This is a genomic window from Streptomyces sp. NBC_00986 (assembly GCF_045162565.1).
Classification (GTDB): Bacteria; Actinomycetota; Actinomycetes; order Streptomycetales; family Streptomycetaceae; genus Streptomyces.
In genome coordinates, this window is sequence record NZ_CP108733.1 from 3303593 (window position 1) to 3328640 (window position 25048).

Annotated in this window: 19 protein-coding genes; 8 read left to right on the plus strand and 11 right to left on the minus strand. The window is 71.1% G+C overall.

Going from position 1 to position 25048, the window contains the following annotated elements:
- Nucleotides 1-16: 16 nt before the first annotated feature.
- Nucleotides 17-1609 (minus strand): phage tail sheath family protein, encoded by a 1593-nt coding sequence (locus OG504_RS14375; protein WP_405990188.1) that lies wholly within the window; start codon nt 1607-1609, stop codon nt 17-19.
- Between the two features lie 260 nt (nt 1610-1869).
- Here OG504_RS14375 and OG504_RS14380 point away from each other — a divergent pair, with 260 nt between their 5' ends.
- Nucleotides 1870-3297 carry a hydrolase gene (locus OG504_RS14380; protein WP_405990189.1) on the plus strand — a complete coding sequence of 476 codons (1428 nt, stop codon included), beginning with the start codon at nt 1870-1872 and terminating at the stop codon, nt 3295-3297.
- A gap of 28 nt (nt 3298-3325) precedes the next feature.
- On the opposite strand, the gene OG504_RS14385 is transcribed toward OG504_RS14380, so the two are convergent.
- The 3 genes from OG504_RS14385 to OG504_RS14395 all read right to left on the minus strand — a co-directional run bounded on the left by OG504_RS14385 (nt 3326) and on the right by OG504_RS14395 (nt 6921).
- Nucleotides 3326-5356, minus strand: coding sequence for an ATP-binding protein (locus OG504_RS14385; protein ID WP_405996333.1), 2031 nt, complete (start codon nt 5354-5356; stop codon nt 3326-3328).
- A gap of 35 nt (nt 5357-5391) precedes the next feature.
- Nucleotides 5392-6075 carry a DUF4255 domain-containing protein gene (locus OG504_RS14390; RefSeq protein ID WP_405990190.1) on the minus strand — a complete coding sequence of 228 codons (684 nt, stop codon included), beginning with the start codon at nt 6073-6075 and terminating at the stop codon, nt 5392-5394.
- 177 nt (nt 6076-6252) lie between these two features.
- Entirely contained in the window at nt 6253-6921 is a 669-nt protein-coding gene (locus OG504_RS14395; RefSeq protein ID WP_405990191.1) for a LuxR C-terminal-related transcriptional regulator, read from the minus strand.
- Nucleotides 6922-7139: 218 nt separating this feature from the next.
- Between OG504_RS14395 and OG504_RS14400 the strand changes: the two genes are divergently transcribed.
- Nucleotides 7140-9941, plus strand: a complete 2802-nt coding sequence (locus OG504_RS14400) for a LuxR C-terminal-related transcriptional regulator (protein ID WP_405990192.1) — start codon at nt 7140-7142, stop codon at nt 9939-9941.
- 21 nt (nt 9942-9962) lie between these two features.
- On the opposite strand, the gene OG504_RS14405 is transcribed toward OG504_RS14400, so the two are convergent.
- The gene (locus OG504_RS14405) at nt 9963-11231 is read right to left on the minus strand and encodes an alpha/beta hydrolase (protein ID WP_405990193.1); all 1269 of its coding nucleotides are present in this window, start codon (nt 11229-11231) and stop codon (nt 9963-9965) included.
- Nucleotides 11232-11507: 276 nt separating this feature from the next.
- Here OG504_RS14405 and OG504_RS14410 point away from each other — a divergent pair, with 276 nt between their 5' ends.
- Entirely contained in the window at nt 11508-13589 is a 2082-nt protein-coding gene (locus OG504_RS14410; RefSeq protein ID WP_405990194.1) for an AAA family ATPase, read from the plus strand.
- A 70-nt stretch (nt 13590-13659) separates the two neighbouring features.
- Here the strand turns inward: OG504_RS14410 and OG504_RS14415 are convergent, their stop codons facing one another.
- Nucleotides 13660-14220, minus strand: a complete 561-nt coding sequence (locus OG504_RS14415) for a DUF3455 domain-containing protein (protein ID WP_405990195.1) — start codon at nt 14218-14220, stop codon at nt 13660-13662.
- 349 nt (nt 14221-14569) lie between these two features.
- Here OG504_RS14415 and OG504_RS14420 point away from each other — a divergent pair, with 349 nt between their 5' ends.
- Nucleotides 14570-15607 (plus strand): thaumatin family protein, encoded by a 1038-nt coding sequence (locus OG504_RS14420; RefSeq protein WP_405990196.1) that lies wholly within the window; start codon nt 14570-14572, stop codon nt 15605-15607.
- 22 nt (nt 15608-15629) lie between these two features.
- Here the strand turns inward: OG504_RS14420 and OG504_RS14425 are convergent, their stop codons facing one another.
- Nucleotides 15630-17525 (minus strand): sigma-70 family RNA polymerase sigma factor, encoded by a 1896-nt coding sequence (locus tag OG504_RS14425; protein WP_405990197.1) that lies wholly within the window; start codon nt 17523-17525, stop codon nt 15630-15632.
- Nucleotides 17526-17724: 199 nt separating this feature from the next.
- Here OG504_RS14425 and OG504_RS14430 point away from each other — a divergent pair, with 199 nt between their 5' ends.
- The gene (locus OG504_RS14430) at nt 17725-18732 is read left to right on the plus strand and encodes a thaumatin family protein (RefSeq protein WP_405990198.1); all 1008 of its coding nucleotides are present in this window, start codon (nt 17725-17727) and stop codon (nt 18730-18732) included.
- A gap of 76 nt (nt 18733-18808) precedes the next feature.
- Nucleotides 18809-19534 carry a DUF4241 domain-containing protein gene (locus OG504_RS14435; protein ID WP_405990199.1) on the plus strand — a complete coding sequence of 242 codons (726 nt, stop codon included), beginning with the start codon at nt 18809-18811 and terminating at the stop codon, nt 19532-19534.
- Nucleotides 19535-19707: 173 nt separating this feature from the next.
- Here OG504_RS14435 and OG504_RS14440 read toward each other — a convergent pair whose 3' ends face one another.
- The gene (locus tag OG504_RS14440) at nt 19708-20676 is read right to left on the minus strand and encodes an alpha/beta hydrolase (RefSeq protein ID WP_405990200.1); all 969 of its coding nucleotides are present in this window, start codon (nt 20674-20676) and stop codon (nt 19708-19710) included.
- 122 nt (nt 20677-20798) lie between these two features.
- Nucleotides 20799-21116 carry a putative quinol monooxygenase gene (locus OG504_RS14445; RefSeq protein ID WP_405990201.1) on the minus strand — a complete coding sequence of 106 codons (318 nt, stop codon included), beginning with the start codon at nt 21114-21116 and terminating at the stop codon, nt 20799-20801.
- 143 nt (nt 21117-21259) lie between these two features.
- Here OG504_RS14445 and OG504_RS14450 point away from each other — a divergent pair, with 143 nt between their 5' ends.
- Both OG504_RS14450 and OG504_RS14455 read left to right on the plus strand, forming a co-directional pair.
- The gene (locus OG504_RS14450; protein WP_405990202.1) at nt 21260-22165 is read left to right on the plus strand and encodes an AraC family transcriptional regulator N-terminal domain-containing protein; all 906 of its coding nucleotides are present in this window, start codon (nt 21260-21262) and stop codon (nt 22163-22165) included.
- A gap of 156 nt (nt 22166-22321) precedes the next feature.
- Entirely contained in the window at nt 22322-23071 is a 750-nt protein-coding gene (locus OG504_RS14455) for an SDR family oxidoreductase (RefSeq protein ID WP_405990203.1), read from the plus strand.
- A 105-nt stretch (nt 23072-23176) separates the two neighbouring features.
- Here the strand turns inward: OG504_RS14455 and msrB are convergent, their stop codons facing one another.
- Entirely contained in the window at nt 23177-23584 is a 408-nt protein-coding gene (gene msrB / locus OG504_RS14460; protein ID WP_403584613.1) for a peptide-methionine (R)-S-oxide reductase MsrB, read from the minus strand.
- 13 nt (nt 23585-23597) lie between these two features.
- Entirely contained in the window at nt 23598-24986 is a 1389-nt protein-coding gene (gene murC, locus OG504_RS14465; protein ID WP_405990204.1) for a UDP-N-acetylmuramate--L-alanine ligase, read from the minus strand.
- Nucleotides 24987-25048: the final 62 nt, after the last annotated feature.

The window sequence follows — 25048 nt, forward strand, 5'->3', positions numbered from 1 at the left end:
TGATGAGGATGGGGGACTACTCCTCCAACTCCCCGCTGCCGCTGGAGAACTGAGCCAGTCGGAAGATCACGAACTCGGCCGGCTTGACCGGCGCGATGCCGATCTCGCAGACGACGCGGCCGACGTCGACGGACTCCGGCGGGTTGGTCTCCTCGTCGCACTTGACGTAGTACGCCTCCTCCGGCCGCTGGCCGAACAGGGCACCGCTGCGCCACTCGTTGACCAGGAAGGCCGAGATGTTGCGCCGGATCCGCGCCCACAGCGCGTGGTCGTTCGGCTCGAACACCACCCACTGGGTGCCGATCAGGATCGACTCCTCCAGGTAGTTGAAGTACCGGCGGATGTTGAGGTAGCGCCAGGCCGGGTCGGAGGACATGGTGCGCGCGCCCCAGACGCGGATGCCGCGGCCCGGGAAGGCGCGGATGCAGTTGACGCCGATCGGGTTGAGCAAGTCCTGCTCGCCGCGCGTGATTTGGGTCTCCAGGTCGACCGCGCCGCGTACGACCTCGTTGGCGGGCGCCTTGTGCACGCCGCGCTCGGAGTCGTTGCGGGCCCAGACGCCGGCGATGTGGCCGCTCGGCGGGATCAGCCGGGACTGCCCGCTGGACGGATCGAAGGTCTTGATCCACGGGTAGTACAGGGCCGCGTACTTGGAGTCGTAGCCGGCCGTCTCCTGTCGCCACACCCGGATCTGACGGGCGTTCAGGCTCGGCGGCGGGTCGATGACCGCGACCCGGTCACCCATCAGCTCGCAGTGCGCGATCAGACCCAACTGGACCGCCTTGACGGCCTCCAGGTCGATCGCGCCGCGCTGGTAGGCGGCCATCAGGTCGGGCACCGCGACCATCGAGATCTCGTCCACCGCCTCCAGGCCGCCGAAGCCGGTGCGGTCGGAGGAGTCACCGAGGTAGGTGGCCGGGCCGGGGTGTGACGCAGTGTCAGTTCCCTTGCCGGGTACGACGGGTGCGGCCGGAGCGGAGGCGGGCGCAGTGAGGGCGACCGTCTGGTTCTCCGGGCGGGCCAGCTGCGCGGCGGGCGCGGTCTCGGCCACGGCGATGAGCTTGGAGCGCTCCTTGACCTGCGTGACGACGTAGTTGCGGCCGCCCTTCTTGGCGGTCACGTCGAAGCTCTCGACGTCCTTGCCGGCGTCCTTGACGACCAGCCGGAAGCGTTCGGCGGGGCCTTCACCCTCGGCGTCGGCCACCTCGACACTCAGGTCGCCGGGTGCCAGAGCGGTCACGGCAAAGGTGCCGAGCTGGGCCGGCTCGCCGGGCGGCAGCGCGGCCGGAGCGGCCGAACCCGTCACGGCGGAAGGGGAGTTGGACTCGCCGGCGGTGCCCTCGGCGGTGCCGCCGACACGGACGACGTAGGCCGCCGAACCGCCGTTGTTGAAGAAGCCGTAGACGGAGTGAGCGAGGTAGTACCCGTCGGTGAACTCACCGAAGGCAGCCACGTACTGCGTCCAGTTGGTCACCAGGGTCGGCTCGTTCAGCGGACCGGTCGGGGCCAGGCCCACGAAGGCCGCCACCGAGGTGCCCACTCCCTCGATCGGGCGTGAGCCGCTGGCCACCTCCTCGACGTAGACGCCGGGCGACAGATAGGACGGCATGCTCTGCTCTCCTCGGGGTACGAGACAGGACGCCCTCAAGCGTCACGCGCGCGACCCGGCCGCCGAAACGTCCCTGAGTGCCTGCCTCGGGGCAACTTCCTTGCCCTCAGGGGCACTCCACAGCGGGAACAGGGGCGGCACACCGCGGTGGAGACCGTCGGCGCGGGGGCAGCGGGGGTTTGCCGGGCGGCCCTTTTGGGCAACTTGTGTTGCCCCGGCGACTCCTGACGCGCCCTCACCATCCGTCGTAGCGTCGGCTCATGAGTCTGTGGACCTCCCTGGAGCCCGCGTCCGCGACCGTCGATCCCGGTGGCAGTACCCGCGTGCGGCTGCGGCTGCGCAACACCGGCGACGTCGTGGACGAGTACCGCTTCGAACCGGTCGGGAGCATCGCGCCCTGGACCGTTGTGGAGCCGCAGACGCTGCGGCTCTATCCGGGCACGACGGGGACGGTCGACCTGACGTTCGCGCCGCCGCGCACCCCGGACGCGACGGCGGGCCCGAACCCGTACGCGGTGCGGATCACGCCGACCGAGCACCCGGAGGCGGTCACCGTCCCCGAGGGCAATCTGACCATCACCCCGTTCACGGAGGTGCGGGCGGAGCTGGTGCCGCCGACGGTCAAGGGGCGTTTCCGGGGCCGTCCCCAACTCGCCGTGGACAACCTCGGCAACACCAGGCTGACGGCGTCGATCAGCGGCAGCGACAACGGCGACCAGCTGTCGTACGACATCCATCCGGGCAATGTGCAGATCGAGCCGGGCCGGGCGGCGTTCGTCAAGGCGTCCCTGAAGCCGCGGAAGATCATCTGGTTCGGGCCGAAGGAGCAACGGCCGTACACGCTCAGCGTGTTGCGGTCCGGCGCCAACCCCCTTCCGGTGGAGGGGACTTACCTCCAGCGCGGGTTCCTGCCGCGCTGGCTGGCCACCTTCCTCGGGGTCCTCACCGCGCTCGCGCTCACCTTCGTCATGCTGTGGATCGCGTACAAGCCGCAGGTGCAGACCGCCGCCACCGAGCAGTTGAAGGACGCGGGCGTCAGCACGCTCGCGCCCAGCCCCACGCTGAGCGCCGCTCCCCCGCCGCCCTCGCCCGTCGTGACGAGCGCGCCCCCGGCGGCCGAGACCTCGACGGCCGCGGCGGCCGGTGGCGGATCGGGCGGCGGCGGGGACTCCAAGCCGTCCGCCAAGCCGAAGCCCGTGACGGCGGCGACCGCGGTGAACAAGCTGGCCGCGCGGGACTCCGGACGCCATGTCTGCTACCGGATCTACATCGGTGGCAAGGGCTGGCAGGCCCCGGAGTGCGACGGTGCCACGGCCGCCACCTCCACCGACGACGAGCAGATCCTCTCCGTGAACATCGCGGTCTCCGGGACCGCCGGTTCGGCCGCGAACGCCTTCATCCACGACCCGGCGTCGACCAACGGCTACGGCAAGTACCAGCCTTCGGGCTGGACGGCCATCATCGCCGACGGCAAGGACAACTACATCGGCAGCGCGAAGCCGGGCGCCGCGTACATGACGGGCTTCGCGAACAACATCGGCAGTGGTCAGCTCTGTTGGATCGTCCGCAACTCCGGTTGGGACTGGAGCCCGCAGAACTGCACCAAGCCGCGGCCCGAGTACGGCTTCTCGGGCACCCTCGACAACGCGCACTGGCTGGTGGCGGTCAGGCTGACGGTGCCGAACTGACGGTTTCTGATCCACCCTGGCGGGGCGGCTACCAGGTGCCTTCTCCCGGCACCAGCCGCCCCGCCTTGCGGTATTCGCGGCGGGCCCCTTCGAGGAGGTCCGGCGCGGTCACCGTGTCGCCGCGTCCGGCGGCGAGGTAGGCGGCGGTGACGACGGCGCTGCGGATGGAGCCGCCGGCCAGCTCGAACTCATCGGCCAGCGGCGCGAGTTCGAGGTCGGGCGCGCTCGGCACATGGGTCAGCCCGTGCCGCCACAGCGCGAGCCGCTGCGCCGGGTCCGGGAACGGGAAGTCGACGACCAGGTCGAGCCGGCGGGTGAACGCCTCGTCGATGTTGGCGCGCAGGTTGGTGGTGAGCAGCGCGATCCCGTCGAAGGACTCCAGGCGTTGGAGCAGATAGGCGCTCTCCATGTTGGCGTACCGGTCGTGCGAGTCCTTCACCTCGGACCGCTTGCCGAAGACGGCGTCGGCCTCGTCGAAGAGGAGCACGGCGTCGGTGCGGTCGGCCTCCGTGAAGATCCGTTCGAGGTTCTTCTCGGTCTCGCCGACGTACTTGTCGACGATCGACGACAGCTGAACGACATAGAGATCCAGGCCGAGTTCGGCCGCGACGACCTCCGCCGACAGTGTCTTGCCGGTCCCGGACTCCCCCGCGAACAGGCCGAGCACGCCACGCCCCCGGCCGCCGCCCGCGCTGAGCCGCCAGTCGCCGAGGACCCGGTCGCGATGCCGGGCGCGCAGGGCGAGTTCGTGCAGCTGGGTCAGGGACCGCTCGGGCAGGACGAGGTCCCGCCAGTCCACGGCGGGCCGGATCCGCCGTGCATGCTGTTCGAGCCCCGACGCCGACTGCTGTCGCGCCGCGAGCCGCAGATGGGCGGCGCTCATCGGGGTGCCGTCGAACGCGGCGAGCCCCCGGGCCGCACGGGCGGCGCGCGCGATGCGGTCGGCGCCGAGATGGTACGGCGCGACGGTGGCCCGTACGTCGAAGCCGTTCTGCTCGCCGACGGCGTCCGTCCAGGCCCGCACCGCCGCGGCGCGCTGCCGAGGCGCCTCCAGGATCAGCGGATCGCTCTCGCACCACTGCGGGTCGTACGGCCGCGCACCGGCGATCAGTACGGAGACGTCAGTGGCGTCGGTCAACGCCCTTACCAACGCGCCGGGTTGGTCGGACAGTCCGCCCACGACGACCGTACGGCCGCTCAGCCGGGCCTCGCGCAGCAGCTCCGGCACCTGCTCCACGGGTCCGGAGTAGCGCACGGCGGCCACCCCCGCCGCGTGCAGCGCCGCCGCCACGCACACCAGCCCGTCGCCTTCGTGACGCTCCCTCACATACACGGTGAGAGGCGGACCTTCGGCGAGCAGTGCGCCCAGCCGGTCGACGAAAACGGTGAACTCCTCGTCTCCGCCCGGCTCTTGCCCGCCAGTCTCCTGTGCGTCGTACGACCCACTCGGCACCGGAACCGGCAGCGGGTGGAGGTGCCCGGTGAGGGGCGCGTCCGGGGTGTCGTCCCCGAGCAGATGCGCCACGACCCGGTCGGGCACGCGCAACGAGCGGCCGAGGAACGGGCGTTCGGGTTCCTCCACGGTGAGCAGTCCGAGGGCGGACAGCGGTGCCGTGGGCAGGAACCGGGCCCGGCCCTCCGCCTGGTGTGCCGGTACGCCGCACAGGTCCAGGGCAAGTCCGACGGTGGCCCGGCGGCGGCTGACGTCGTCGTTGAGGTAGCCGTAGAGCGGCTCGAAGGTGCGGTCCAGGTCGGGGGCGAGGGCGACGAGGAGAAGGGCGGTGTCGAGGTCGGTCAGGTGCAGGGCGGCGAGCCGGTCGGCCGGGCTGTGCGCCAACTCCCGGGCGGGCGAGCCCAGTTCCTGCTCCGGGGAGCGCAGCAGCAGGTGCCGTACCGCCTCTTCCGGGAGGTACAGGCCGCGCATCGGGTCGCCGGCCGTGGGGTCGGTGGCGGAACGCCGGTCGACGAGCAGGGCGACGCGCTCACGGAGGTGACCGAGGCGGGCGAGGAGGATCTCGGTCTCCGGCTCGACGGCGAAGCCCAACGCGTCTTCTGCCACTGAGACTTCGACGTCCCCGGTCTCGTCCGTCACCGTCACGTCGGCGTCCCCGGCGCCCTCTTGCGCCGAGCGACCTCGCGCGCCTCCCGTACCGCCGCCACCTGCCGCGGACGGTGCGCGCGTTCCTCCACGCCCGGCTCGGTGCCGTCGAGGCCGCTCACGCGGACCGCCGCGCCCTCGGTGACGGGCGGGCCGGCGTCGTACTCGGGGTAGGCCGGGAAGGGCGCGGTGACCACGAGGTCGAGGGACGGCTTGAGTTCGCCGCCGAGGGCGGACCAGATCTCCGCGAGGGAGCGTGACTCGGTCTGGATGCCGGCCACCGAGATCGGCACCGTCAAGCCCAACTGACCTAGGGAACCGGGGAGTTCGGCGGGGGCGAGCAGCTCGCGCGGGATGAGGGTCGACAACACGGCCGACAGCAGCCGGTGTTCGTCCTGCGGCCGTTTCGTCCACGCGGTCACCAGATACGACAGCCGGAACCAGCGCGGTGGCTGGCGACGCTTGACGACCACGTCGCGTTCGTCGCGCACGGCGACATGCCCGCGCTGGCGCCGGTGCACGTCCTCCCGGATGTCGTACAAGTAGGTGTTGATCGTGGGGGTGTTGCGGCGGGCCGCCCAGTCGCGGGTCGGGGCGTCGAAGGAGACCTCGATGCCCGAACCGGCCAGTGCGCCGCCGCCGATCAGGTCCTTGAGAACCTCGTCCACCTCGTGGATCACCGCCGAACTCCCGCCCTGCCGTGCTGTCGTGCCCCGCGGTACGCGTCGGCGCCCGGTACGCCCCTGTCGGCCGTCCCCCGATCGTGCCGTCCCAACCGCCCGTCCCCGCAATCACCTTGGGGACGGGAACGGGGCAGGACACGCTGCCCGCGCGTCCTCCTTCGAGTGCCCGTTCGGTCAGATGTAGCCTTCCCGAAGGGCATGCGCCACGGCATGCGCCCGATTGCGCAGGTGAAGGCGTGTGGTCAGTCCGTGCATGACGTTTTTGACGGTGCGTTCGGAATAGGAGAGCTTGCTGGCTATCTCTCCGGTGTCCAGCCCTTCGGCGACCAGCCGCAGGACGTCCACCTCGCGCGGCGAGAGCCCCGAGGGGTGGCCTCCGGACCGGCCCGCCGCGCTGCGATGCAGTGTTCCCACCTGTTCGACGAGTCGGCCGATCAGATCGGCCGGGAGGTCGCCGTCACCGCGGGCCGCGGCGACCACGGCCTGCACCAGGCGCTGTGCGGTCGCCTCCCCGCGCCACACGATGGCGCCGACCCCGCACTCGATCACGTCGAGCAACTCGGCCTCGCGCAGCGCCCCGACGACGAGCACGGCCCGCCCGCCCTCGCTGCGCACCAGTCGGCGCAGCCGGGCGAGCGCGGTCTCGTCGAGGGTGTCGGCGATGAACAGGGCCACTCTGCCGGGACCGGTGTCGTTCTCCTCGCGGAGGTCGATCTCCGGGTATCTGCGCAGCTGGCTGAGTGCCCCCTCGCGGGAGATCGGGTCCGGGGCGTGCACCGCCACGGGTATGCGGTCGGCGGAGTCGGCGGTACCGGGGTGTGCGGGCCGCGATGAGCTGAGCAACGTTCTCCCTCGAATCCACATCCAACTACGTGCCACCCCAGGTGCGCTGGTGGCGGCCGTGTACTCCTCACCCTCACGGGACGGGTGGGGCGCGCGCAATCGTGGAGGACCACGAGCAGCACCACGAGATCGGACGTACGGCGGACCACGGCGAGTGAGCGGCCAAGACGGCGGAAGCGACCGGCACGACGGGTACGACGGAGACGAGGAGGACCGCGATGACGGGGACGACGTCTGACGCCGGAGCGTCCGCGACACCGCCCGAACACCGCGACGCGGCACGGCTGTTGGTGGCGGAGGCCGCGTGGGCCCGGGCCGGTGCCGGCCGGCTGGTGCTGCTGCGCGGGGCCACCGGGACGGGCCGTACCACCGTGCTGGAGGGCGCCGTGACGGATGCCCGGGCGCACGGCATGCGGGTGCTGCGGGCCCGCTGTTCGCCCCGCGACCAGGCGGTGCCGTACGCCACCGTGCTGCAACTGATGGCTCCGGTACCGGAGTTCGGGGACGTGAAGTTCGCCGGTGACGAGCGGGCGAGCGCCGAGCTGTTCCGGCGGGTGCTGCACTCCTACGCCGACCGGGCCCCGCTGCTGATCGCCGTGGACGACGTCCACCTCGCCGACCCGGCCTCGCACCGCTGGCTGGTCGAGTCCGCCCGGCACGTCGACCGATTACGGATTCTGCTGGTCGTCACGGAACGCAGCCAGTACGACGTCGATCCACCGGCGCCGGGCCTGACCCACACCCTGTCGCCCGCCCTGGTGCGCACCCTCACGCTGGGTCCCCTGACCGCGAACTCGGCGGCCGAGCTGGTGCGTTCGGCCCATGCGGATGCCCCCGAGCCGTGGGTGGACGACTGCGTACGGGCCGGTGCCGGCAACCCGTTGCTGCTGCGGGCCCTGCTCGACGACCTCGGCGCCGGGCGGCACCCGACCGTGCCGAGGACGTCCGCCGCGCTGTACCCGGGCGCGTATCCGGCCGCCGTGTCCTGGTGGCTGGACAGCGCGGGTCAGGCCACCGGCGAGGTCGCCCGGGCGCTGGCCGCGCTGGACGAGGGGTGGGACGGCGACACCCCGCAGGAGTTGCCGAGCGGCCATGACACCTGTCCCATCGACGAACTGGCTGCCGTGATCGCCGAGTTGGCGGGTGCCGACCCGGCGCGGGTGGCCGGCTGGCTCACCGCGATGACCGGGCTCGGGGTGCTGCGCCCCGACCCCGACGGGCGTCCGCGCTACGCGCATCCACTCCTGCGCGACGCGGTGCTCACCGGCGTGCCCGTGGCCCGGCGGCGGGCCGCGCACGCGGCGGCGGCCGAGACGATGCAGCGCCACGGTGTCTCTCCCGACACGGTGGCCCGGCAGTTGCTGCTGTCCGACCCGGTGGGCGAGCCCTGGACGGCGGTCGCGCTCCAGGAGGCGTCCTCGCTCGCGCTGCGCGACGGCCGCACGTCCGACGCGGCCGCCTTCCTGCGCCGGGTCCTCGAGGAGCCGCTCCCGGACGCCCGCAGACAGCAACTGCTCACCGAACTGGGCTCCTTGGAGTACACGGCACAGACGACCTCGGCCGGTATCCCCCGCCTGAGCGAGGCGCTACGGCTGTCGGGGGCGCCGCAGGACACGGTGCGGGCGGCGGTCGCGCTCGGCACGGCGCTGGCCGGCCGGGGCAGGACCCTGGCCGCCGTGGACGTACTGCGCACACTGGAGGACGAGTTGACGGACCGTCCGCAGCTGATCCGTACCCTCCAGACCGCCTCGGTGCTGCTGTCCGAGCAGGACCAGACGGTACGCAAGGAGGTGTACCGGTGGCTGTGCGACGCCGCCGAGCACTCGCCGGAGCTGGTCGGCACGGCCGGTCACGCGCTGGTCGTACGGCATGCGGCCACGGCCGGGCTGATCTCGGCGGCGGAGGCGATGCGGCGGCTGCGGGCGCTGCTCGCGCAGCCCGCCGATCCGCTGACCGAGCCGTTCCTGATCGGCACGGCCGCCGCCGTGGCCCAGTGGGCCGACGAACTCCCGGAAGCGGAACGGCTGGTGGAGCGCGGCCTGGTGGGTCAGCGTCCCGACGTGCTGCACCCGATGCACGAGGCGCTGGTCAACGTACGGGCCGACATCCTGGCCGCACGCGGCGAGCACGCGCGGCTGCTGGCGGACCCGTGTCCGCGTGACCGGGCGCGCACCGGCCCCTCCAACCGGCAGGCCCATGTGCTGCTTTCGCTCGTGGCGACCGGCGAGGAGGCACGGGCGCTGCGGCTCGCGGACGGTCTCGACCTGCGGTCCGCGCCGGAATCCTGGGAGTTGAACCGCTTTCTCTACGCGCGAGGAGTGGTGCGCGCCGCGACCGGCGACATGGCGGGCGCGCTGCACGACTTCCTGGAGTGCGGGCGCCGGCAGTCGGCCCGTGAGGTGGTCAGTCCGGTCGTCACCCCGTGGCGCACGGCCGCCGCCGAGTGCCGGATCGCGCTGGCCCGTCCCCGGGAGGCCATCGCCCTGGCCGAGGAGGAGCTGCGGCTGGCCCGGGTGTGGAACACACCCCGCACGGTGGGCCGTTCACTGCGTGTCCTGGCCGCGGCGACCGGCGGCCGACGCGGTCTGGAGCTCGCGGAGGAGGCCCTACGACTGCTGCGGGACGGGCCGGTGGGCACGGAGGCCGAGTTGGTATCGGCGCTGATCGTGCGGGGCCGCGGGCTGACCGCGGCCGGGGACCGGGGGCGGGCCCGGGCCTGTCTGCGGGAGGCCGCCGAGCGTGCGGAGCGGCTGGGGGCGACGCGTCAATGGGCTCTGGCGGAGGAGGCGTTGGGCGAGAGCGGGGCCCGGCGCTCGGCGCCCGCCCGTACTGGTTCGCGGTCGCTCACGACGAGTGAGCGGCGGATCGCCGAACTGGCCGCCGACGGCCGGACGAACACCGAGATCGCCGATCTGCTGCATCTGGCCCGCCGCACGGTGGAGACCCATCTCACCAGTTCCTACCGGAAGTTGGGCATCCGGCGGCGGGGCGAACTGCCCGGAACGCTGGGGCGCAAGTAACGGGCAGTGGCCCAGCGCGCGTTACTTGCGCGCCCCGGCGGCCGGCTTCTTGGGCTCGGTGCCCTCCGCCCGCACGGTGCTGTTGCCCTTCTTCTTGGGGACGTGCCGGGGCACGACGTCCTGGGGGAAGGTGAGTTGCTGGTTCATCCACTTCAGGGACGCGGGCATCTCCCGTACCCAGGTGGGGAAGTTGTGGCTGCCCGACGCGGGCTGGATCGACGCGACACGCATGGGTGCCTTGACGGCCTTGATGAAGGCGAGGGTCTGCGGATAGCCCCGCTCGCCGTGCTTGCTCTCGGCGACCAGGACGGAGACCTGCGGGATGGGCAGGTGCTTCAACCGCCACATCAGGTCATGCCCGTTGACCCGGTTCACCCGGCCGAGGCCGCTGCCGAAGAGGTTGCCGGTGGTGGGGTCGTCCTTGACCCTGTAGTCGGGCGAGAGCGCGGCGGCCGTCGTGTACACGTGCGGGTTGCGCATCGTCAGCTGGAGGGCGCAACTCCCGCCGGAGGAGTACCCCATGACGCCCCAGGCGCTGGCGTCGTGGCCCACCCGGTAGACGGACTTGAGGGCCTGCGGAAGGTCCTTGGCGAGGAAGGTCTCGGTCTGCGGTCCGCCAGGGACGTTCACGCACTCGGTGTCGCGCGGCGGGGCGATCGTCGGCCGGATCATCACCATGATGGTCGGCTGCATCTGCCCGCTCTTCTGCAGCTGCCCGGCGGTCTGCGACACCCGTAGATACTGCGCGAGGTTGAAGATGCTGCCCGGGTAGCCGCTGAGCGTGACGACGACGGGGAAGCGCTGGCGCGCGTACGCCTTCTGGAAGTACTGCGGCGGCAGGTAGACGAACGCCGGGTCGACCACTCCCGTACGGCGGCCGATGACCTTCACGGACTCCACCTTGCCGTTCACCGCGGGATCGCCGGTGGGCAGTCCGCTGACCCGGCTCAGCTGCTCGTCGCCGGCGGGCTGCACCAGCGCGCCCTTCACGGAGACACCGCCGGCCGTGCCGTCACCGCTGTGGTCGGCCGCCTGGGTCACGCCGACGGGGGCGGTGTCGACGTTGCCGAAGAGCTCGCCCCACGATCCGAAGAACTGGTACGAGGAGTTCAGCCAGCACGCGAACGCCGCGATGATGGTGACCTGAGTCACCCCAATGGCTGCCAGCCGCCCGAGCACCTGCCGCACGCCCGGACTGGCGAGCCGCGGCCACACCCAGACCAGCAGCGCCACGCAGACGGCAGCCACGGCCGCCACCACATAAACGGTAGTCTCGCTGGTCAAACCCATGCCACTCAGTCCCCGGTTTCCTTGCCTGTGCTGTTTCCTTCACACAGAAGGAGGGTTACGGACCCTTCTGCGTTCCTCAACGAGCACGAATAGGACAAAGAAGCGGGTCGGCAGGTGTTTCCACGGACGGCCCCCTCCCAGGTTTAGGGCGCCCGGCCGGTGACCGGTCCCGTTGTCCGTAAGACCGGCGTAAGGTCCGGCCGTACTCCATGGGCCGGCCCGAACGGGTAGGTTTCGCAGCGGCCCGAAGCGGTCGACTCCGGGGAAGGGAACGGCATGGCCAAGGACGATTCCGCCGGCCTGCTGGCCGACAGACTGGCCTCCGCCCGCCTGCAGAACTTCGTCGGCAGGCGCGAGGAACTCGCCCTGTTCCGGCGGGCGTTGGCCGGTGCACCCGGCGCCCCGATGGTCATCGTGCTGCACGGCCCGGGCGGCATGGGGAAGAGCGTGCTGCTGCAGCGCTTCGCCGCGGAGGCACGCGCCGCGGGCCGGCCGGTCGTCGGCGTCGACGCCCGTACGGTCGAGCTCTCGCCGTCGGCCTTCGAGGAGGCGACCGCCGAGGTCTTCGCCCGCGACAACGCTGTCCTGCTGGTCGACGACTTCGAGCGCTACCGGGACATGGAGGAGTGGATACGGGACCGCTTCCTGCCGCGGTTACCCGCCGGATCCCTGGTCGTCGTCGCCGGACGGCACGCACCCGACCCCCTCTGGAAGGCGGACCTCGCGTGGAGCGAGGTCCTCCAGGTCGTGCCCCTAAGGGAGTTGGGGCCCGCGGACTCGGCGGCGCTGCTCACCTCGCAGGGCGCGGACCCCGCACTGCACCCGTCCCTCCTCCGGTTCGCCGCGGGCCATCCGCTCGCCCTGCGCCTGGTCGCGGAGGCCGCGACCCACGACAACTCCTCGACGGACGAGGTCTTCTGGGCCCCGCTGCGCACGGTCGTCGACCGCCTGCTGACCCACATCGTCGGCAGACCGCCCTCGCCCGCACACCGGCGCGCCCTGGAGGTGTGCGGCCATGTCGCGGACACCACCGAGGAGTTGCTGCGCGTGGCACTCCCGGACGAGGACGCCACCGAACTCTTCGCCTGGCTGCGGCAGTTGTCGTTCATGAAGTCGGGCCCCTTCGGGGTGTGCCCCTACGACGTCGTCCGTGACGCCCTCGACAGCGACTTCCGCTGGCGCGACCCGGAACGCTACAAGGCCATGCACCGCACGATCCGCCGCCACCTGGTGGAGCGCGTCCGCGAGGCACCGGAGAAGGAAGCCCTGCGCGCGGCACGGGAGTTCAACCACATCGTCTCCAGGGCGCAGTGGCTGAGGGAGTTCCAGGGCGGCCGGGACGAACCGGACGTCCACGAGCAGCCGATGCGCCCGGAGGACGTCCCCGCCCTGATCGAGCTGACCCACAAGGTCGAGGGCGAGCACAACGCCCGTATGGTCGCGTACTGGTTGAGACGTCAGCCAGAGGCGTTTCACGTCCACCGGCGCTGCGACACGGGTCAAATCCTCGGGTTCATGGCCTGGTTGAGGATCGACGCATTCGACGACGAGACCCGGGCGGCGGACCCCGTGCTGGCGGAGGCGTGGGAGCTGGTCTCCGCGATGACTCCCCCGCGCCAGGGCGAACACCTGGGTGTGGCGCGGTTCATGGTGCACGAGGAGCACCACCACCGCCCCTCGCGGTCGTGGGACCTGGTGCGCACGCGGATCGTCTTCGAGGTGCTGCGCGCCAAGCACTGTGCCTGGTCGTGCTTCGTCAGCGCCGAACCGAAGTTCTGGGCCCCGCTGTTGACGTATCTCGGCATGTTCCAGCCGCCCCGCCGGGCCGTGCACGCCGATCGCGGGTACGGCCTGTTCTGTCACGACTGGCGGGCGGCGCGGGTGGAGGAGTGGGCCGAGGGTATCGACGCGCGCCTGCTCGGCGGGGCACCGGCCGTGGTCGCCGGGAAGCCCAAGTCCCGTGTGACACCGTTGAGTCGGGAGGAGTCGGACGCCGCCGTTCGGGAGGCGCTGCGCGGCTGGCTCGACCCCGGCGGGCTCGCCGACAACCCGCTGCTGCGCAGCCGACTGGTGGAGGAGCTCAGCGAGGGCGACCCGGTGACCGCGCTGCGCGACCTGATCGGCAGGGCCGTACAGCGGCTGAACGCCCATCCCCGCACCCGGCATCTGCACGACGTGCTGACGCTGACGTACCACTCGACGTCCACGCAGGACGCCGTGGCGCGGAAGCTCAACCTGGCGTTCAGCACCTACCGCAGGCATCTGGCCCGCGCCCTGGACGAGGTGCGGGAGACGGTGTGGGACTGGGAGGTGCACGGCCGGATCAGGGCCGAACAGGAGCCGCAGCAAGGGAGTTGAGGGCCCGTCAGACGCACGGCAGTGGCCCCCAGGAACCCCCGGGAGGCCACTGCCGTCGCCGCCTACCGGACTACTTGGCGGGCTTGTAGAACGCGTACGTGGCGGTGTACTGCACGCTGACCTGGTCCGTGCTGGTGCCGGTGCAGGCCGTGGTGGGGGCGACGCCGCCGCTGGTGCCCAGGCGCTGGACGTAGGACACGTCGGCGAACGTCCCGGTGCCGCGGGTGGCGGTGGCCTTCACCAGCAGCTCGGGGATGGCGCCCGTCTTGGGCGAGGTGGCGATCGCGGAGCCGTTCACCGCGCTGCCGTCCACCGTGGACACCCACACCGGGCCGCGCGAGTGCAGGGCGACGGGACGCTTGGTGCGGTCGTTCTTGGCCCACAGGGTGGCGGCCGGCTCCAGCAGCGTCCAGGCGCTGTTGGTGCAGGTGTAGGTCTGGACGCCGGCGGCGGAGAAGACGCCGGTGAGCGTGTTGCCGTCCGGGACCTTCAGCGCGTCGGGCACGGTGACACCGAGGCGGACGGGCGACTGCGGGGTGGCGGCCTGGCCGACCGTCGCGCTCACGAGCGTGCCGGCGGCCACGGCGGTGACGGCCGCGGTGGTGAGGATGAGACGTTTGGCGATCTTCATCGGTATGTCTCCAGAGCAATTTCTGAACAGGATCGCGGTATCGGGGTCGCGGATGTCCGGACTCCCGGGCCGATCAGATGATCTTTCGGCCCCGCTGCCGCAATGTACGGGGGATTACTCGCCGCCAGGTTGCCAACTTCTGATCGACTTGTGACCAGCACTGCTCACCGGCACGGCGAAGTGGGTATTGCCGGTCCCGTTTCCGTTGTCCGGCGGGGCGTGCGCCGGTCTCCACTACGGAAGACTCCGCCGGCCGGATCACCGCGCGGCGGAACGTGGGAACGGACAGGAGTGTTGACACATGCCTCGTCGCCGGTCGTCCATCCGCCGACAAGGGCGCGCACGAACCGTGGCGGGCCACCGCCGTGCGCCCCGCCCGCCCCGCCCGGCACGCAGACAGGTAGGCCTGGCCGCCGCGGTGCTCCTGACCTGCCTCGCCGTGGTGACCGGCGTCCTGCTCGCCCGCGCGCAGCCGGGAACCCCGGGAGACCGTACGGTCGCCGGCCCGTCGTCCGCGCACGGTACGGCGGTCGCCGGCACCCCGTCCCTCCCCGGACCGTCGCCGACGACGACGTCATCGCCGCGCGCCACGCCCTCCCCCTCGCCCACCCCTGACGCACGGAAGCCGGCCGAGGCGAGCGCCTCGCCGTCCCGCGCGGCCGGTCAGCCGAAGACCGCGACCGCCGGCAAGCGGACCGTCACCCTCGTCAACCGCCTCGACCGGACGATCTGGCCCGCGATCGCGGCGGACCCCAAACACCCTGTGGAGGCGACGGGTTGGGTGCTGAAGCCCGGGGCCAGCCTCAGCTTCACCGTCCCCGACCACTGGGACGTCCGGGTGTGGGCGCGCACCGGCTGTTCCTTCGACGCGGCCGGCGACGGCCACTGCACGACCGGCGACTGCGGCCGTTTCCAGTGCGGTTCGACCTGGGGCGAATTCCCCTCCACGCTGGCCGAGTTCAACCTGAACGCCTGGAACGGCATGGACTTCTACGACGTCAGCCTGGTCGAGGGCAACAACCTGCCGATGTGGATCAACAGTTACGGCGGCTCGTCCCAGGACAAGATCGACGCGAACGGCTGCTCCGCCGCCGGGTGCACCCGGGACGCCAACGCGACCTGCCCCACCGAACTGCGGCGCGTGCGGGACGGCCGGGTCGTGGCCTGCCTGAGCGCCTGCCTGGTGTTCAAGACGGACAAGACCTGCTGCACCGGCGCCTACGCGGCACGACCCCAGTGCGTCCCGTCGTCCTGGCCCGTCGACTCGGCGGCCGTGTTCAAGAAGGCCGAGCCCTTCGCCTACTCCTACGTCAACGACGACGCGACCAGCGTGCTCACCTGCTCGGGAGAGTGCGGGTACCGCATCACCTGGGGTGTGAGCCCCTGACTCCGGGGGCGGCCGGGCCGGATCAGTCGGCGGACTGGAAGGCCCGGCCCGCCGCGGTGGTCGTCGTACCGTCCGTGAAGAGCCCGCTGCTCGGCTTCGACGCGTCCGCGCCCAGCCCGAACCACGCGTAGCGCTGCACGTACGACAGCCCGTCCAACGCCTTGGTGGACGCGGTCACGAAGTCGGCCTGTTGCTGCGCGGACGGGAATCGCGTCCCCTGGGAGAAGTCGATCAGCGCGTACTCGGTGAGCCAGATCGGCTTGTGGTAGCGCGCGTACACCGCGGCCAGGTACGACTTCAGCTGCTCGACGGCCTGCGGGGTGCGGAAGTCGCCGCCGTACCAGTGCAGCGTGATGAAGTCGACCCGGTACCCCTTCGTCCTGGCCCCCGACATGAAACGGTCCAGCCAACCACCCGCCGTGTCACCGCCGTAGGCCACCGCCGGGCTGCCCAGGATCTTGCCCGCCGCCATGAGTTGGGGCCACAGCTGCAGCGCCTGCTCGACGGTCATGTTCGACTGCTGCGCCATGTCCGGTTCGTTGAACCCCAGCAGATACGGCCCGTACTCCCGGGCCTGGGCCAGCGAGGAGTCGGTGACGGACTTCGCGCCCCAGATCATGGGTACGAACGACCCCGACGAGGGCGTCGTGATCCCCGAGTGCTGCGTGGACCAGGTGTAGTACCAGTTCGCCCCGCTCGCGGCGAGCGCCTGGCTCACCCCGCCGAACGACCACACCCCGACGCCCTTCTTGGCACCGGAGGCGATGTGCGCGGGGGCGGCGGCGTGCTTCGAGGGAGAGGGGCTCGGCTTGGCCCTCGGCGTCGGGGACGCGCTCGGCGACGTGCTCGGGGAGGGCGAGGGCGTGGGGCTCGGGGTGACACTGACCACCGGAGCGGGCGATGCCACAGCCGTCGTAGAAGAGGGTCCCCCCGTCAGCCGGGGCGCGACCAGCGCCGCCACCACGACGACGGCGACCGCCGCCGAGCCACCCACGACCTGCTTGCCCATACGACCGGACCGACCGGACCGGCGCCCGTGCCGTCGACGGGTTCCCCGGTGCGCGGAGTGCGCGGGTTGGTCCGCCGGTGAGGACGAACCACCCTCCCCCATAACGGCGTTGAGGACCCGCGCCGGGTCAAGTCCCGTCGGAACCGCCACCAACGGAAGCCCGCTCAACAGCCGGTCCATCGGGAGCAGCCCCTCATCGAGCCCCTGGCACACCCCGCACCCACGGATGTGCCGCGCAAACCGCTTGCGCCACAAGGCACTTGGCGTGCCGTCCCACGTCGAGGCCGTCTCGTCCAGCTCCACGCAGCGCGGTGCGGCGGCCAGCGCCCGCACCACCACGCGCGAGACCTCCATCTGCTTCTTCATCCGCTGCACGCGCACGGAGGCGTGCCGGTCGGAGAGCCCCAACGCACCGGCGAGTTCGGCCCGTTCGAGTTCGCCGGTCTCCTCCAGCCACCACAGGGACAGCAGTTCCTGGTCGTCCGGGTCCAACCAGCGTGTGGCCTCGACGACTTCACGGCGCTGCTCGGTCAACCCCAGCCGCAGGATGGTCAGTCCGGCGAAGTCGAGCGCGGGGTCGGTGATCGTCTCCGCGTCCTCGATGTGCGCCCGGCGGTCGCGATCGGCGGCCCGTATCTGCTCACGGTCCCGTACCTGCCTGATCGTGATGGCCACCAGCCACGACCGGAACGCGGCGGGATCCCGCAGCTTCGGCAGCCCCCGCACCATGCGCAACAGCGTCTCCTGTACGACGTCATCGACGTCGGCGTGACCGTTCAGGGCCCGGCCGACGATGTTGTAGACCAGCGGCAGGCACTGCGTCAGCAGGTGATCCAGGGCCTGCCGGTCGCCCGCGCACGCGGCCGTCACCACGCCCGCGTCGGGTCCACTCCTGGGCTTCTCGGTCATCTGCGTTCGTTCCTCCGCGTGTGGTCCGGCCGTGGCAACTCTCTGATTCGGAGACCGCCGACGCGCGCAAGGACTACAGAAAACAGGACAACAAAAGAAATCAGCCGGTCGCGTCCGAATTTATGTTGTCGAGCCGTCGCCGAGAAGGTCACCGATAGGCAGGGACACATCCGGAGTGCATGAGGAAGGCGCGAGGACGATGGCACGAGGACGCAGAAGGCGCAGTGCGGGCCCGCCGCGACACCGCCGACGCTGGTGGTACGTCGGGGCAGCGGCCGTCGCGACGGCCGCCACCGTGCTGATCGCCTACAGCGTGTGGACGCCGTCCGGAACGGGCGGCACCCGCACGACGGCCCACCAGGACACGGCCGCGCGTCCGGCCGTGTCCCGAAGTGCGTCGCCCTCGCCGTCGCCTTCTCCGAGTCGGAGCGCCTCGGCTTCTCCGTCCCCCAGAACCGCCGTCTCGAAGAAGAGCACAAGCAAACCCACCGCCAAGGCAGTCGGACCGACAGCGCACCCCTCGGCGGCCCCGGTCGGCAAGCGCCTGATCACGGTCGTCAACCGCACCCCGAAGACGGTCTGGGCGGTCGTCACCAACACCGCCGTCTACCCGCAGGGCCGCCGACTCGCCCCGGGCCAGAGCCTGTCGGTGACCGTGGCGAACAACTGGGGCGGCCGCATCTGGGGCCGCACGGGCTGTACCTCGACGGCCGCCGGCCACTGCGCGACCGGCGACTGCACCAGCGTGTGCGAGGGCGCCAACCCGCCCACCACACTGGGTGAGTTCACGTTCGACGCGTACGCCGGGATGGATTTCTACGACGTGAGCATGGTCGACGGCTCGAACCTGCCGATGTACATCAACATCTCGCACACCACGACCGTCGACCCGGTCGGTTCCTCGGGCTGCTACAAGGGCGTCTGCACGTCGGACATCGACTGCCCCACCGCGATGCAGGCGGTGTCGGGCGGCCAGGTCGTCGGCTGCAAACCGCCCTGCGCGGCGTTCGGCGGCGACACGTACTGCTGCCGCGGCGCCTGGGCGGGCCGCGACAACTGCGTCCCCTCGAAGTGGCCGGTCGACTACACCCAGGTCTTCAAGCGGGCCGCCCCGTACGCCTATTCGTACGCCTTCGACGACGGGGCGACGATGCCGTGCAAGGGGGCCTGCTATTACAGGGTCACCTTCGGGACGACCGGGTCGTAGCACGCGGTTCGATGTCAGTGGCCCCGCGTACCTTTTCCCTTGACCGTCCGGCCGGACGGCAGGGGAGGGACGGGACATGGACTGGTTCGGGGACGCCCGGCCGGCCGCCGGGCCGGAGGCCACCTGGTATCTGGAGACGGCGTTCACGACCGGCGCGCACCTGGGGACCGTGTACGACGATCCGTCAACACCCATCGTGGTCACGGGAGTTGAGCGGATGACCACCATTCGCATACCCAGCGGCCGTCTGATCGTGGACGCGCCGTGGCACGACGACGAGATCAGCGACTACGAGAACGGGTCGCCGACCAAGCCCCCGCGCGAACTGGCCGTGCGGATTCCACCGGGCACCTACCCGGTGGAGATCGCCTGGACGGCGGGGCCGTACGAGTTCTTCGGTGAGCACTTCGACGGCATCGCGTGCGCCGCGACCCGGATACGCCTGAGCGACGACCCCGTGGCCGGGTGGGAGATGGGCCTGGGGATCCACGACGACATCGACCGGCTTCAGCCGGGCGAGCAGGTCGGGTTCTCCTCGGATGCCAACTTCGGCTGCTTCGCCGACGCCGAGGCGTGGACGACCCTGGTGGCGCCGTTCCGCACGTTCGTGGACGGCAGCCCGGTGCCGCGCGATTCCGAGCAACTGCCCGACAACTGCGAGCGGTTGAGCGACGAAACACGACGCGCCGACCTCGTCACGTTCACCGCGGAGTCGGGCGGCGTGGTCTGGCTGGGCCGCACCGGGACCGGCGCGGTGGCCACGATCGTGGTGACCAGCGGCATGTCCGGCGCCAAGGCCTGACGCCGCTCAGTGCACGAGGGGGCGGTTCGACATCACCCCGCGCACAACCGGTCCAATGCCGACCGGCTCGCGTCGTCCACGGCACGGTAGATCACCAACCGCTGGTCCGAGCGAACGACGTCGACTGCGGTGGAGGACCGCGCAGGCTCAACGCCGGATCTACGCACGGTGCGTCACGCGGAGCCGTTCGTACGCAGGGTTCGGCCGAGCCAGTCGATGCGCGTGCGGCGGGCCGTGGCCGAGATGTCCGCCTGCGGGTACAGCGCGTCGAAGCCGTGGAACCCGCCTGCCCAGACGTGGAGTTCGGCCTGGCCGCCGGCCGCCCAGATGCGGGTGGCGTAGTCGGTGTCCTCGTCGCGGAAGACTTCGGCGGAGCCGGCGTCGATGTAGGTGGCCGGCAGGTCCGAGAGGTCCTCGGCCCGGGCGGGTGAGACGTACGGGGACACCTCGGCGTCGGTGAGGTCGCCGAGGACGGCTCGCCAGCCGAACTCGTTCATCTCGCCGGTCCAGACACCGGGCACGCCGGAGTACTGGCGGCTGGAGGTGGTGGTGTTGCGGTGGTCGAGCATGGGGCAGATCAGCACCTGCGCGGCGATCGCCGGGGCGCCGAGGTCGCGTGCCATCAGGGTGAGACCGGCAGCGAGGCCGCCGCCCGCGCTGGCGCCGGCGACGATGATCCGGGTGGGGTCGACGCCCAGTTCTTCGCAGTGTCCGGCGGTCCAGAGCAGACCTCGGTAGCAGTCGTCGACGAGGGTGGTGCCGGTGACCTCCGGTGCGAGCCGGTAGTCCACGGAGACCACGACCGCGCCGAACTCGTCGAGCCATTCCAGCGGGATGTCGAGCTGCGAGAAGCGGTCGCCCATGACCATCCCGCCACCGTGGATCCAGTAGACGCAGGGGGCGGCCGTGGTGCGATCGGTGTTCGCGGGGCTGAAGACCGACAGCCGGATCTGGAAACCGTCCTCGGCCGGCACGCCGACCTCACGCCTGTCGACCTGCCGGTGTGCCAGGAGCGAGTCGACGGGTGCCGAGGGGAACTGCCGCAATTGCGCGAGAAGTTCCGGGGTGAGCTGGGACATGAGGGGCATGTCGGCCAGCAGTTCGCGCAGTTCGGGGTCCAGAGCGGGACGTACGGCGGTCATGGCGTGGGCCTTTCGTGGTGTGGTGCCGGACGGACGGGGACGAGGACGAAGAGGGGGGCGTCTGGGCAGGCGGCCAGGTGGGCAGGTGGCCAGGTAGCGAGTCGGCAGATCGGCCCGGGAGATCAGAAGGCGGCCTTGCCGAGGACCGGGACGTAGTCGGTGTACTCGGACTCCTTGGCCAGCAGCCCGGCGATCCGCGCCACGATGGCCTGAGCGGCCTCACCGGCGAAGATCCGGTGGTGGTCCTCCTCGCTGGTCCAGCCCTCGGTGACATGGACGACGTCGGAGTCGGACGCGGAACGGGAGACGAGGTACACGACGCAGTGTTCGCTCGCGCCGGGGCTGCCCTCGTCCAGGCCCGTCAGCAGCAGGTCGACCAGCCGGCCGCCCATCCCGGGCCTGGCGGTCAGGGTGGCGTTGAAGCCGTAGGTGGCAAGCATGGGTTTCTCCTTGGCGGTGATGGAGTGGGCTGATTCCATTCAAGGCCACTGAACTGCGGAAACGTTAGAACGATGCTCGCGGCCACTTGCACGATCCTCGCGAGTTCGGGAGCTGGACGGCGGTGGGGTGCTGCAATGGACGCATGTCCCTGGAAGAGTTCCGCACCCTGCTGGACCGGCATGCCCGGCCCGACTGGACCACCGCCGTCGACGGCGTCCTGATCTCGAAGGTCGACCGGCCTGATCCGCCGGCGCCCTCCATGTCCGGCACGGTGGTCGCCGTCATCGCCCAGGGCGCCAAACGCCTCGCGCTGGGCGAGCGGGTCTACGAGTACGGCCCCGGGCAGTACCTGGTCGCATCCGTCGACCTGCCCGTCACCGGGCAGTTCACCCAGGCCGACCCCGAGCGGCCGGCCCTCGGCTTCGGCCTCACCCTGGAACCGTCCGCCGTAGCCGAACTCCTGCTGCAGGCCGGTCCCGGCGACCTCCCCCGCACCGGCGGAGGCACCCCGTCGGGAATCGCCGTCAGCGATGCCCCGGCCGCCCTGCTCGACGCGGTGGTACGGCTGCTGCGCCTGCTCGACGAGCCCCGCGACCGGGCCGTACTGGCCCCGCTGGCCAAGCGCGAGATCCTCTGGCGGCTGATCACCGGCGAGCAGGGCGCGACGGTACGCCAGCTCGGCCTCGCCGACAGCGGGCTCAGCCATGTCTCCCGGGCCGTGCGCTGGATCCGCGAGCACTACGCGCAGCCCTTCCGGGTCGAGGACGTGGCGCGGCTTTCCGGGATGAGCGTCTCCGCGTTCTACCGCAACTTCCAGGCGGTGACCGCGATGAGCCCCATCCAGTTCCAGAAGCAGATCCGCCTCCAGGAGGCCCGGCTGCTGCTGGCCACCCACCCCGGGGACGTCACGGGGGTCGGGCAGCGCGTCGGCTACGACAACCCGTCGCAGTTCAGCCGCGAGTACCGCCGCCAGTTCGGTGAACCCCCGAGCCGGGACGCGGCCCGCCTGCGGAACATCGGGCGCACCCCCGTGAGCGTCCTGCCCTGAGCGGAGCCGGAGCGCCGTAGAGGATCGTGCAAGTATTAGAGAGAATGGCTCTACTGTCTCCGCAGGTGAGAGCGATTTACTGGGATCAGAAGTTCTTCCGCCGGGTAGGAAAATGCCTGCTCGTCGCGGCTCCCACGACATCGCGAGGATCACAGCATGAAGACAGTCCTGATCACTGGTGCCTCATCCGGATACGGGCGGGCGACCGCCCTCCACTTCCACGCGCAGGGGTGGAACGTCATCGCCACGATGCGCACGCCGCGTCCGGGTGTCCTGCCCGAGTCGGACCGGCTGCGCGTCGTCGCGCTCGACGTGACCAGGCCCGAGACGATCACCGCCGCGTTCGAGGCGGCCGGGCCGGTCGACGTCCTGGTCAACAACGCGGGCGTCCCGTCGATCGGCGTGTTCGAGGGCACCCCCATGGCCCGGGTGCGGGACGTGTTCGAGACCAACACGTTCGGCGTGATGGCGACGACGCAGGCCGTGCTCCCCCAGTTCCGCGAGCGGGGCTCCGGCGTGGTGATCAACGTGACCTCCAGCGTGGTGCTGGGCCACATGCCCCTCTCGGCCGTCTACAAGGCGAGCAAGATGGCCGTCGAGGGGTTCACCGCATCCCTCTCGCTCGAACTCGCGCCCTTCGGAGTGCAGGCGAAGACGGTCGAACCGGGTGCCTGCCTGACGACCAACTTCGCCGCCGTCGCGACGAACGGCAGCTCGGTGGACGAGCTGGTCCCGGCGCCCTACGCGACGTGGGCGAAGAAGACCATGGACTCCTTCACGGGCCAGGACCTGTTCACCAAGGAGAGCGACGTCGCCGAGACGGTGTGGCGCGCCGTGCACGACACGACCGGCCAGTTGCGCTTCCCGGCCGGCCCCGACGCGGTCTGGCTCGCCCAGGCGAAGTGATCGACCAGCGGGCAGAGGAACAGAGCCGGCCCCGCGCACATGCGCGGGGCCGGCTCGCTGTCCCAGAGTGCTCTTACCGCCCCGCTACCAGGCGACTTGCCCGTGTCAGCCCTCTTCAGGCGTCAGCCGCAGCGAAATGCTGTTGATGCAGTACCGCTGGTCCGTCGGGGTCGCGTAGCCCTCGCCCTCGAAGACATGCCCGAGGTGCGACCCGCACCGGGCACACCGCACCTCGGTGCGCACCATGCCGTGCGAGCGGTCCTGGATCAGTTCGACCGCGTCGGTGTCCTTCGGGTCGTAGAAGGAAGGCCAGCCGCAGTGGGACTCGAACTTCTCGGTGGAGGTGAAGAGTTCGGCGCCACAGGCCCGGCAGGAGTAGACGCCCTTCGTCTTGGTGTCGGTGTACTCACCGACGAAGGCGGGTTCCGTGCCGGCCTGCCGCAGCACCGCGTACTCGGCCGGGTTCAGCTCCGCGCGCCATTCCTCGTCCGGCTTTTCGACGTCGTACGACATGCAGCTCAGCCCCTTACTTCGCGAGACGGTCCAGGATCCGCGGGCCGAGGTCTGTCACATCGCCCGCTCCCATGGTGAGAACCAGATCACCGGGCTTCGCCATTCCCGCCACGGCCTCCGGTACGTCCGCCTTGTCGTGGACCGGGGTCACATCGGCGCCCGCGGCGCGCGCGGCCTCGATGATCAGGTCGCTGGTGATGCCGGGGATCGGGTCCTCGCGGGCCGGGTAGATGTCCAGGACCAGCGAGGCGTCGGCGAGGGCGAGGGACTGGCCCATCTCCTTGCCGAGCTCCTGGGTGCGGGAGAAGAGGTGGGGCTGGAAGACGACCAGCAGCCGCGCGGAGGAGGCCGCCGCGCGCATCGCCTCCAGGTCGGCGGTCATCTCCGTGGGGTGGTGGGCGTAGGAGTCGATCACCTGGACGCCGGCCGCCTCGCCCTTGAGCTGGAGGCGCCGCTTCACCCCTGTGTACGCGGCGAGCGCGGGCGCCAGTTCCGCGGCCGGGATGCCGAGCGCGACGCCCGCGGCGAGGGCCGCGACCGCGTTGCTCGCGTAGTGCCGGCCGGGGACCGAGACGGTGAAGGTGAGTTCCTCACCCCCCAGGAGGACGGTCACCTCGCTCTTCAGGCCCTGCGCGACCACGGAGAGGATGCGTACGTCGGCGTCCTCCGCCTCTCCGTACGTCACCGTCTTCACGGAGTCGGAGATTCGCCGCGTCAGCTCCCGGGCGCCCTCGTGGTCCGCCGAGATCACCAGGGTGCCGTCCGGCACGATCCGGTCCGCGAAGGTCTGGAAGGACTCGTAGATCTCTTCCATGGACGCGTAGTTGGCGTGGTGGTCGAGCTCCACGTTGAGGACGATCGCGACCTCGGGCGCGTACTTGTGGAAGCTGCGGTCCGATTCGTCCGCCTCGGCGACGAAGATCTCGCCGTCGCCGTGCAGCGCGTTCGAACCGGGGGCGTCCAGATCGCCGCCGATCGCGTACGAGGGCTTCAGGCCCAGCTCGGACAGCGACACCGCGAGCATCGACGTCGTGGTCGTCTTGCCGTGCGTGCCCGCTACGGCGATCGGGCGCAGGCCGTCCATCAGGCGGGCGAGGGCGTCCGAGCGGTGGACGACGGGGATGCCGAGCTCGGCCGCGCGGGCCAGCTCGGGGTTGTCCTTGCGGATCGCCGACGACACGACCACGCAGGTGGCGTCGTCGGCGAGGTGCTCCGCCGCGTGTCCGATGTGCACCGTGGCACCCAGGGCGCGCAGGGCGTCGGCGGTCGCGGAGTCCTTGGCGTCGCTGCCCGCGACCTTCGCCCCGCGCTGCGCGAGGATCTTGGCGATCCCCGACATCCCGGCCCCGCCGATGCCGATGAAGTGCGGTCGGTCCATGGCGGTGGGAAGGCCGGGTGCCATGCGTGTCTCCCTGTGCGTGCTGGTTCCGTACGGGTACGGCGGACGTTCAGCGGCAAGCCTAT

Bases quoted from the DNA above. Each gene is read 5' to 3' on its own strand.
- OG504_RS14445 (WP_405990201.1), bottom strand. From the start codon at position 21,116: ATGCTTGCCACCTACGGCTTCAACGCCACCCTGACCGCCAGGCCCGGG.
- OG504_RS14405 (WP_405990193.1), bottom strand. From the start codon at position 11,231: ATGGGTTTGACCAGCGAGACTACCGTTTATGTGGTGGCGGCCGTGGCT.
- OG504_RS14440 (WP_405990200.1), bottom strand. From the start codon at position 20,676: ATGACCGCCGTACGTCCCGCTCTGGACCCCGAACTGCGCGAACTGCTG.
- OG504_RS14380 (WP_405990189.1), top strand. From the start codon at position 1,870: ATGAGTCTGTGGACCTCCCTGGAGCCCGCGTCCGCGACCGTCGATCCC.
- OG504_RS14410 (WP_405990194.1), top strand. From the start codon at position 11,508: ATGGCCAAGGACGATTCCGCCGGCCTGCTGGCCGACAGACTGGCCTCC.
- OG504_RS14435 (WP_405990199.1), top strand. From the start codon at position 18,809: ATGGACTGGTTCGGGGACGCCCGGCCGGCCGCCGGGCCGGAGGCCACC.
- OG504_RS14450 (WP_405990202.1), top strand. From the start codon at position 21,260: ATGTCCCTGGAAGAGTTCCGCACCCTGCTGGACCGGCATGCCCGGCCC.
- OG504_RS14430 (WP_405990198.1), top strand. From the start codon at position 17,725: ATGGCACGAGGACGCAGAAGGCGCAGTGCGGGCCCGCCGCGACACCGC.
- OG504_RS14415 (WP_405990195.1), bottom strand. From the start codon at position 14,220: ATGAAGATCGCCAAACGTCTCATCCTCACCACCGCGGCCGTCACCGCC.
- OG504_RS14425 (WP_405990197.1), bottom strand. From the start codon at position 17,525: ATGACCGAGAAGCCCAGGAGTGGACCCGACGCGGGCGTGGTGACGGCC.
- OG504_RS14455 (WP_405990203.1), top strand. From the start codon at position 22,322: ATGAAGACAGTCCTGATCACTGGTGCCTCATCCGGATACGGGCGGGCG.
- OG504_RS14400 (WP_405990192.1), top strand. From the start codon at position 7,140: ATGACGGGGACGACGTCTGACGCCGGAGCGTCCGCGACACCGCCCGAA.
- msrB (WP_403584613.1), bottom strand. From the start codon at position 23,584: ATGTCGTACGACGTCGAAAAGCCGGACGAGGAATGGCGCGCGGAGCTG.
- murC (WP_405990204.1), bottom strand. From the start codon at position 24,986: ATGGCACCCGGCCTTCCCACCGCCATGGACCGACCGCACTTCATCGGC.
- OG504_RS14375 (WP_405990188.1), bottom strand. From the start codon at position 1,609: ATGCCGTCCTATCTGTCGCCCGGCGTCTACGTCGAGGAGGTGGCCAGC.